Below are 7,661 nucleotides of genomic sequence, written 5' to 3'. Positions count from 1 at the left end.
AGTGTCAGACCGTAATATGCCCTTGCAAGGGCGGCCAGTAATGGAGCCTTATAGGCGACTAAGAAAAACCGCCGGCTTAGCCGGCGGATATTTATTAAGATAAGCAGAGAATTTTGAGAATCTATTTGTGGATTTTCAGAATATTGCCCCACCAGCACACGGGATGGCAACGCATTGCTGTTCTGCTTTGCCTGTGCGTGCAACTGGTACGCAGTAAAAAAACAGACGACACTAATAACGGCCAATACAAAGGCCAATACCCCAAGCCAAGTATCGTTCCGTTTCTTTTTTGGCATAACTGTACCATTCCCTTCAGCGAGAATTCCCGCTAGGATATGGCTTAAGTGTTACCAATATTTGTAAAATCATTCGGTAACGGTTCCGGAATATAGGGGTCTGCTAAAAATTTTGTTAGTATTTTGAGGTGCCTCTGCTCATCTAAGATAATTCGGGCAAACAAGCGCTGAATTTGGTCCTCTGTAATTTGGCATATCAACAGCTTATAGTGAGAGATGGCATCACGCTCTCCTTGTATATCTCGTAAAAGAATGCTTTTGAGCGTAAATTGGTAATCTGGGAACAAGCCGCTCCAATAATGGCCAGTTACACCGGATTGCAACAGTGGATTTCCACCTAAATTGAGGATGAGCTTGCCCAAAAGCTCTAGGTGAATTTTTTCAACAAGTGCAATTTTTTGATAAGCGCGGTATATTTCAGGATATTTTTCCAAATAATAGCTGTGTACCAAGTACTGATTCACTGCGGTTAACTCAGATCCTCGTCCGGCGTAGATATCCGAAATTAATGTGGTATACCGAAGGTTTGGTTCCATTATTACAACTTTTGGATACGGCAGGTTCACCTGGTAAGGAAAAAGCGTTGCCTGAAGTACATTTTCTGGCATAGTAATCCACTCCCTGTAATTGGTGGACGTCCCCTGTTATAAGGGTATGAGAGAATCGTTTTTTTCGTGCAGTTTCTACCTGTTTTTAGGCCAAAAAATGCCAAGAAATACCGCGGAAAAAGAAAAGCAAAACATGGGAAACTGTTTGACAAAGCAGCCTCCCCATGATATACTAATCTTGCATTCTAAATGATGTACGAAAATGAGCTCACATCTTGATGTAAGTCATTGTCCGTTAATGATTTATGCAAGATATGGGCTTTTCTTTTTACAGTTTTGGATACAACATTTTTTCAAGGAGGTGCTTTTCTTATGGAGAAAGGTACAGTTAAATGGTTTAATGCAGAAAAAGGCTATGGCTTTATTGCCAACGACAATGGCGGCGAAGATATCTTCGTTCATTTTTCCGCTATTGCTGGTCAGGGATACAAATCACTGACTGAAGGCCAGAAGGTCACTTTTGAAGTGGAAACCGATGCTCGCAACGGCAAGCTCAAGGCTGCCAATGTTGAGATTGCTCAGTAATTCTTTTGAATTGAGCTAAAAAGCCGTTCCGCATGGGGCGGCTTTTTTAATTTAGATAGCCACCTTGATTCAATGGTGGCTATCATACTAATAGAGTATTAACACAATAGCCCCGCCGGTAATATACTGGCGGGGCTATTGTGTTTTCTACCGTTCTTTAAGGAATGCTTCACTATATACAAAATTTCGTTTTTGTTTTGCACGGTATAATAAATCATCTGCTTTGTCTAAAAATGCGTTGGTATCAGAGCCATACTCACTCCGGTATTCTGCTGCACCAAAGCTGGCAGTTACCTCAATTTGCTTTGAATCATTATAAATATCCATTTGCTCTACGTTGTAGCGTATTTCTTTAAGTAAAGTGAATGCTTCCTCCAGCTTTGTGTTGGGGAAGCAAAGTATAAACTCGTCTCCGCCAAAGCGCCCCAAAAAATCGTAAGGGCGCAAGGTCATTGAAAGACATACGGAAAAGCGCTTTAAAACAGTGTCTCCAAATATATGACCATAGGTATCATTAATATTTTTAAAATAATCGATATCTGCAATGGCTATGGTAAGCGGTTGGTTCTCCCACCGGGCTTTATTCATCTCGGCACTTAGCATGTCAATAAAGCACCTGCGCGCCAGCGCACCAGTTAAATAGTCATGCATGGCAAGAAATTCGCTTTCCTCTTGGCTTCTGCGCAGCTTTGCCTCGGTCTGCTTATAATCGGTTAGGTCACGGATGGAAAGAACAGCAAGCCATTCCCCATTCTTGTCCTGAAAAAGAGAAGACGTATAATCGGCAATAAATTTACTGCCATCACTACGCAGTAAGGTAAGTTCACTGCGTGTTTTTCCGTACTTTTCACGCTCCTGTATAGCGAGTGCCAGCTTGGGGTCACCCAAATCTACGATTCCAGCTCGTCCTACGTAGCAAAGCTCTTCCTCTGTTCTTAAAAAGAGCTGGCATGCTGCCGGGTTTGCTCGGTGGATTCTTCCTTTGGGGCTTGTAATTAAGATTGCGTCCGGGCTATGTTCAAAAATGAGCTGGTAATGGTCTTCGTTGATTTGAAATTTCATTCGGTTTCCTCCTTCGAATACTGAAGGCGTGGCTAGGACTTTCTCAGCATTTTGTTAAACAGGGGAGTACCTGCTCCGTAGGCTGATTCGCATGCAGTAGTGAAGTGAGAAGTGATGCTGAATGCGAGGTTCTGAAATTGCCTTTCAGATTTATTATTAAAAATATATCGAAATTAAACCCCTGTGTAAAGTGGGATTGAGAAGAAAAGAACAAATTTTATTTTTAATTTTATCAATTCATTCGATTAAATTATATAGAAAAAATGAGGCTTTTTTAAGCAAAGACAGGTTCCAAGCACGCCATGTAACGTTGTTTAAAGCTTCCTGATTCTGGATATGCTATAGTACGGGAGGGATTGAACATGAGCAAGCGTGTGGCTGCTTTTTACTCTATTTTTATGGTCTGTTTGTTATTACTAGTCACAAACCTTTACCGACTTTCAACAGGTAACCAGCTGGCAGAAGCGGCTGACCGCCAAAGCAGCTACCGTTTAACAGTAGCTTCTGGGCGCGGAACCGTTTACGATACAAACCTAAAACCACTCACGGGAACAGAAATCGGCTATACAGCCGTAGTAAACCCTACGCCAGAGACAGCATCCATTTTGGCAGATGTGCTACCGCGAGAGCGAATGGAAGAGGTTTATACATTACTCACAAAGGGCAAACCGTTTTTGCTTACCTTACCCAAAGCGGTTCAAGCCGAGGGGATCGATACCTTTGAAACATACCGCCGTTACAATACGAACGACCAAATTGCCGCCAATGTAATTGGGTATTTGGATGGCAGTAATATTGGCGTGGCAGGAATGGAAAAAGCGTATCAGGATTATTTATCGGCTGACCCTGGCGGAATAACGGTAAGCTACCGCGTGGATGCGGTAAACCGTGTGTTGTCCGGTGAAAATAAAGAGATAAAAGATACCTCAGAGAAAAACAAAAAGGGCGTAGTACTCACGCTCGATGAAGAAATACAAAAAATTGCGGAGAAGTCCGCGAAAAAATACCTGAAAAAAGGTGCCGTAGTGGTTACGGAGGTACCCAGTGGAAAAATCCGTGCCATGGTAAGCCTGCCGGATTTTTCGCCAACCGATTTAAAGTCAGCGATGGATAATCCGGATTCCCCGCTTATGAACCGAGCAATTTCTGCTTATAGCGTTGGCTCGGTGTTTAAAGTGGTATCTGCGGCGGCGGCTTTAGAAAGCGGTGTTTCACCGGATACCACCTTTACCTGCACCGGTGGAATCGAGGTTGGCGGAGGAGTATACCACTGCTTTAACGGTAAGGCACATGGGAAGCTCAATATGCAGGGAGCAATCGCCCACTCCTGCAACAGCTATTTTGTCCGTTTAATGCAGCAAATACCAAATGAGACACTTCTTAAAATGGCTCAGTCGCTTGGGTTCGGTCAAAGCCAGAGCTTTGCACCGGGGTATACTACTGCGGCGGGCAGTTTGCCCGAACAAAAGGAGCTATTGGTACCACGCGCCCTAGCAAATTTTTCATTTGGTCAGGGCAAACTGTCTGCAACTCCGGTTCAAATTGCAGGCTTAATAAATGCAGTTGCTTCCGGTGGGTTGTATACTCCGCCTAGTTTGGTGGAGGGACTTGTGGACGATAAAATGCAGTATGTAGAAAGGGCAAAAAGCACAGAGGCTGTACGCGTTATGTCGCAGGATACGGCAGCACAACTACGGCAGTTTATGGGCGCCGCAGTGGAAGAAGGTACCGCCAAAAAGGGGAAGCCGGTTCTCGGTGGAGCGGGAATTAAAACGGGTACGGCGCAAACCGGGCAGTATGTGGGGAATAAAGAAGTAGAGCAAGGTTGGTATGCGGGCTTTTTCCCTCTCAATACACCACGGTACAGCATTGTGGTGCTTTCAGAGGACGCACAGGGCGCCAGTGACGGAGCCCCGGTTTTTCAGGAGATTGCCAACGCATTGCTTTCAAAAACCAATTGACAATACCATTGCATCGTAGTAAAATCAAAGTGATTTTGTAATAGATAAAAGGCGATTATGGGAAAAAAGCTGTTTTTGTGTTTGCAGCAGAGAGAGGGTTCCTCCGGCACTATGCCGGTTTGGCTGAAAGACCCTTGCAGGCAGCAGACAGTGGGCCCCTCCCGCAGCCGCCGGGTGAAGAACTCGGCCGTTCCCCGCGTTAAGGGGTTTGAGTGGCGCGTATGCGCAATTTGGGTGGTACCACGGGCTTTCTCCGTCCCATTTCGGGCGGTGGAGGTCTGTTTTTTTGTGCTTTGCCGCTTTAGCTAGTTTTATATATTCAAAGAAATAACTTTAAATAAGCGGGAAAAGGTATTTAGCCGTTTTTTAGAGTAGCATTATAATCAGACAGGAGAGTTTTATAACATGCAGTGGACAGGATTAAACGAGATTCGCGAAAAGTACTTATCTTTTTTTGAATCCAAAGGGCATTTGCGCCTGAAGAGCTTTTCTCTGGTACCCAATGGCGATAACAGCCTTTTGCTGATTAACTCCGGAATGGCACCCATGAAAAAGTATTTTACGGGTGAGGTTACTCCCCCCAGAAAGCGCGTCACCACCTGCCAAAAGTGTATTCGTACACCAGACATTGAGCGTGTTGGCATTACGGCCCGCCACGGAACCTACTTTGAGATGATGGGTAATTTCTCGTTTGGTGATTACTTTAAGCACGAGGCAACGGCTTGGGCATGGGAGTTTTGCACCAAGGTGATGGCTCTGCCCGAAGATCGTGTATGGATCACCATTTATCAGGATGACGACGAGGCGTTTGAGATTTGGACAAAAGAGGTTGGAGTTTCTCCCGACCGTATTGTTCGCCTTGGCAAAGAGGATAACTTCTGGGAGCATGGTTCCGGCCCCTGCGGCCCTTGCTCCGAGCTGCACTTTGACCGTGGCGAAAGCTACGGCTGTGGTTCCCCCACTTGCGGCCCGGGCTGTGACTGCGACCGCTATGTCGAGTTCTGGAACCTAGTGTTTACTCAGTTTGACAGTGACGGCAAGGGTACTTACACTCCTTTGGATCACCCCAATATTGACACCGGCATGGGGCTTGAGCGCCTTGCCTGCATTATGCAGGGCGTAGACAACCTCTTCTTAGTCGATACGGTGCAGAATATTATGAAGCACGTTAGCCGCATTGCGAATATTCAGTACGGCGACGACAGTCAAAAGGATATTTCTCTGCGCGTGATTACCGACCATATTCGCAGCACTACCTTTATGATTGGTGACGGCGTTATGCCCTCCAACGAGGGTCGCGGCTATGTGCTGCGCCGCCTGCTGCGTCGTGCGGCACGCCATGGTAAGTTAATCGGCATTGACCGCCCGTTCCTCTATGAAGTAGCGGAAACGGTAATTGCTGAAAATAAAGATGCGTACCCGGAGCTTTCCGAAAAACGCGATATGATTGTAAAGCTCATTCACGTAGAAGAAGAAAGCTTTGCACGCACCATCGACCAAGGCTTGCAGCTTTTGAACAACCTGATGCAAGGGATGGAAGGAAAAGTGTTCTCGGGTGAGGATGCGTTCCGTTTGAACGATACCTACGGATTCCCGCTCGATCTTACAAAAGAGATTGTTGCCGAGCAGGGCATGACGGTGGATGAAGAAACTTTCCGTAATTTGATGACCGAGCAAAAGCAGCGTGCCCGTGCAGCTCGTAAAAATGCAGGAGCAGACGCTTGGGCAGGCGGTGCCAACGGAACGGAAGAACTCCCTGCAACAACGTTTGTAGGGTATGAGAGTATTTCTTGCGAAACCGAAGTGCTGGCTGTGATTAAAGACGGCGAGCGTGTGGATGCCGCAGAAATGGGCGATGAAGTTACGCTTGTACTCGCTCAGAGCTCGTTCTATGCGGAAAGCGGCGGCCAGACGGGCGATACCGGCTGTATTACAGCCGGAGAATCCGAGTTTACGGTGACCGATACCACGAAAAACCCCAGCGGGATTTTCCTACACCACGGTAAAGTAACGTCCGGTCGCATTTCAGAGGGAGATGCGGTTACCGCAACGGTAGATGGCGAGCGCCGCACTTCGATTATGCGCAACCATACCGCAGCTCACTTATTGCAGGCGGCATTGCGCCGTGTGCTGGGTGCTCATGTGGAGCAGGCAGGCCAGCTTGTAACGGATGAACATGTGCGCTTTGACTTTACCCATTTCTCCGCAATGACTGCGGAAGAATTGCAGCAGACCGAAGCTTTGGTAAACCAAATGATTTTGCAGGGGATTTCAGTGGAATGCCGTGAAATGCCCATTGAAGAAGCGAAGAAGCTTGGTGCAATGGCTCTGTTCGGCGAGAAATACGGCGATGTGGTTCGTGTTGTGAGCGCCGGCGAGTTCTCCCGCGAGCTGTGCGGTGGTACGCATATTGAGAATACCGCAAGACTTGGCTTGTTCCGCATTGTGTCGGAAAGCTCGGTTGCGGCGGGTGTTCGCCGTATTGAGGGTGTAACCGGAACCGGCGTTTTGGCATTGCTCTCCCGCCAGGCAGAGATGATGCAGGAAACGGCTGCTGCTTTAAAGCTAAGCAATGTATCTGACTTGGTACAGCGTGCAAAGCAGGTTGCCGTAGAACTGAAAGAAAAAGACCGCGAAATTGAGAGTCTGAACGGAAAGCTTGCCTCGGTTCGCATCAGTGGTCTACTGGCAAATGCACAGCCAGTTGGTGGTGTGCGCGTGATAACGGCGGTTCTTCCCGGAACAGGAGCGGAGGCTCTTCGCGCCATGTGCGACCAGATTAAGAGCCAGCAGGCAGACGTAGTTGCCATTATAGCAGGCGTAACGGATGGCAAAGCAACCATAGCCGCAACAGCAGGCGCCGAAGCACAAAAACTTGGTGTGCATGCGGGCAATCTGGTTGGCCCCATCGCTAAAATTGCCGGTGGCAATGGCGGCGGTAAGCCGGATTTGGCTATGGCAGGAGCAAAAGACCCCTCTAAGCTGGAAGAAGCACTGGCAGCTGCCAACGAAATCATTGCTGGCATGCTCAAGTAAACAGATAAAAACATTGTTCTAGAAATAATCTTTTCAATAAATTTGGCAGCAATTGCATGGAAAACACATATGCTGTATATGGTTCTCTATTAGGCTTTTGCTGCCGAATCAAAGATTTTTAAATTTGACACTTGTATCATATAAAGTAAGTAAAATTGAAAAGAACGCTTTTA

General features: G+C 46.8%; 6 protein-coding genes and 1 pseudogene. 4 read left to right on the top strand and 3 right to left on the bottom strand.

All coding sequences use genetic code 11. The annotated features are described in order from the left end of the window. Both E7L17_RS14265 and E7L17_RS14260 read right to left on the bottom strand, forming a co-directional pair. Positions 1-296: pseudogene (locus E7L17_RS14265) on the bottom strand (hypothetical protein); the annotation flags it as partial. Positions 297-340: 44 nt separating this feature from the next. Beyond that, positions 341-904, bottom strand: coding sequence for a ferritin family protein (locus E7L17_RS14260; RefSeq protein ID WP_316323800.1), 564 nt, complete (start codon positions 902-904; stop codon positions 341-343). 312 nt (positions 905-1,216) lie between these two features. On the opposite strand from E7L17_RS14260, the gene E7L17_RS14255 reads away from it, so the two are divergent. Beyond that, a complete protein-coding gene (locus tag E7L17_RS14255) occupies positions 1,217-1,429 on the top strand; it encodes a cold-shock protein (protein WP_085834156.1) in 213 nt (70 codons plus the stop codon). Positions 1,430-1,576: 147 nt separating this feature from the next. Here E7L17_RS14255 and E7L17_RS14250 read toward each other — a convergent pair whose 3' ends face one another. Next, positions 1,577-2,491: a sensor domain-containing diguanylate cyclase gene (locus E7L17_RS14250; protein ID WP_316323799.1), complete on the bottom strand. Its 915-nt coding sequence runs from the start codon at positions 2,489-2,491 to the stop codon at positions 1,577-1,579. Positions 2,492-2,853: 362 nt separating this feature from the next. Between E7L17_RS14250 and E7L17_RS14245 the strand changes: the two genes are divergently transcribed. The 3 genes from E7L17_RS14245 (at position 2,854) to alaS (ending at position 7,488) form a co-directional block, all read left to right on the top strand. Further along, positions 2,854-4,452, top strand: a complete 1,599-nt coding sequence (locus tag E7L17_RS14245) for a penicillin-binding protein 2 (protein ID WP_316323798.1) — start codon at positions 2,854-2,856, stop codon at positions 4,450-4,452. A 57-nt stretch (positions 4,453-4,509) separates the two neighbouring features. Further along, positions 4,510-4,761: a hypothetical protein gene (locus tag E7L17_RS14240; RefSeq protein WP_316323797.1), complete on the top strand. Its 252-nt coding sequence runs from the start codon at positions 4,510-4,512 to the stop codon at positions 4,759-4,761. Positions 4,762-4,857: 96 nt separating this feature from the next. Continuing rightward, the gene (gene alaS, locus E7L17_RS14235) at positions 4,858-7,488 is read left to right on the top strand and encodes an alanine--tRNA ligase (RefSeq protein ID WP_316323796.1); all 2,631 of its coding nucleotides are present in this window, start codon (positions 4,858-4,860) and stop codon (positions 7,486-7,488) included. The last annotated feature ends 173 nt before the right edge of the window (positions 7,489-7,661 follow it).

It is taken from the genome of Clostridium sp. (assembly GCF_032576335.1).
GTDB lineage: Bacteria > Bacillota > Clostridia > Oscillospirales > Acutalibacteraceae > Faecalispora.
Note: the sequence above shows the minus strand (reverse complement) of the source record. Positions and strands in the feature narration are given on the sequence as shown.

Bases quoted from the DNA above. Each gene is read 5' to 3' on its own strand.
- E7L17_RS14260 (WP_316323800.1), bottom strand. From the start codon at position 904: ATGCCAGAAAATGTACTTCAGGCAACGCTTTTTCCTTACCAGGTGAAC.
- E7L17_RS14255 (WP_085834156.1), top strand. From the start codon at position 1,217: ATGGAGAAAGGTACAGTTAAATGGTTTAATGCAGAAAAAGGCTATGGC.
- E7L17_RS14250 (WP_316323799.1), bottom strand. From the start codon at position 2,491: ATGAAATTTCAAATCAACGAAGACCATTACCAGCTCATTTTTGAACAT.
- E7L17_RS14245 (WP_316323798.1), top strand. From the start codon at position 2,854: ATGAGCAAGCGTGTGGCTGCTTTTTACTCTATTTTTATGGTCTGTTTG.
- E7L17_RS14240 (WP_316323797.1), top strand. From the start codon at position 4,510: ATGGGAAAAAAGCTGTTTTTGTGTTTGCAGCAGAGAGAGGGTTCCTCC.
- alaS (WP_316323796.1), top strand. From the start codon at position 4,858: ATGCAGTGGACAGGATTAAACGAGATTCGCGAAAAGTACTTATCTTTT.